Annotated in this window: 1 protein-coding gene; it reads right to left on the bottom strand. The window is 72.4% G+C overall.

The window, feature by feature from the left end; genetic code table 11:
• Positions 1-52 precede the first annotated feature (52 nt).
• Positions 53-1,033 carry a porphobilinogen synthase gene (gene hemB, locus ABT247_RS33545; RefSeq protein WP_350750401.1) on the bottom strand — a complete coding sequence of 327 codons (981 nt, stop codon included), beginning with the start codon at positions 1,031-1,033 and terminating at the stop codon, positions 53-55.
• Positions 1,034-1,163 lie beyond the last annotated feature (130 nt).

Genomic DNA, 1,163 nt, shown 5'->3' with positions numbered 1-1,163 from the left:
GCGGGGCCCCCTCCCAGGGGGCCCGGCCTTCCGTTCCGTCCGGAAGCGCGCGCTAGCTGAGCATCCGGGCGGCCTCGACCGCCCAGTAGGTGAGGATCTGCTCGGCGCCGGCCCGGCGGATCGAGGTGAGCGTCTCCAGGATGGTGCGCTCCCGCTCGATCCAGCCGTTGGCGGCGGCGGCCTCCACCATCGAGTACTCGCCGGAGATCTGGTACGCGGCCACCGGCACCGGCGACGCGTCGGCGACCCGCCGGACGATGTCCAGGTACAGCATCGCCGGCTTGACCATCACCAGGTCCGCGCCCTCGGCGAGGTCCAGCTCCAGCTCGCGCAGGGCCTCGCGGGCGTTCGCCGGGTCCTGCTGGTAGGACTTGCGGTCGCCCTTGAGCGAGGAGTTGACCGCCTCGCGGAACGGCCCGTACAGCGCGGACGCGTACTTGGCCGTGTAGGCGAGGATGCCGACGCCCTGGTGGCCCGCCTCGTCCAACGCCCGCCGGATGACGCCGATCTGACCGTCCATCATCCCGGAGGGGCCGACCAGGTGGACACCGGCCTCGGCCTGGACCACGGCCATCTCGGCGTAGCGGGCCAGGGTCGCGTCGTTGTCCACGCTGCCGTCCTCGGCCAGCACGCCGCAGTGGCCGTGGTCGGTGAACTCGTCCAGGCAGAGGTCCGACATGACGATCAGCTGGTCGCCGACCTCCGCCACCACGTCCCGGATGGCCTGCTGGAGGATCCCGTCCGGGTTGGTGCCCTCGGAACCGACGGCGTCCTTCACCTCGGGCAGGCCGAACAGCATGATGCCGCCCACCCCGGCCTCGGCGGCCTCCACCGCGGCCTTCCGCAGCGAGTCCCGGGTGTGCTGGACGACGCCGGGCATGGCGGCGATCGGCTTCGGCTCGGTGATGCCCTCGCTGACGAAGGCGGGCAGGATCAGCTCCGCCGGGTGCAGCCGGGTCTCGGCGACCAGCCGGCGCATCGCCGGACTCTGGCGGAGCCGGCGGGGGCGAACGTACGGGAATTCAGCGGACACGGCTTCTCTCTCCGAACGGTTGTGCCGTGCCGGGGGCGCACGCCGACCAGCTGTCCACCGAACCGCCGGAGGACGCGGACCCCGACGCGCTTCCGTTCACCCTGGACACCGTCGGTGACGACCCGACGGA

Source organism: Kitasatospora sp. NPDC001539, assembly GCF_040298565.1.
GTDB lineage: Bacteria > Actinomycetota > Actinomycetes > Streptomycetales > Streptomycetaceae > Kitasatospora.
This window is presented reverse-complemented; position numbering and strand designations above follow the sequence as displayed.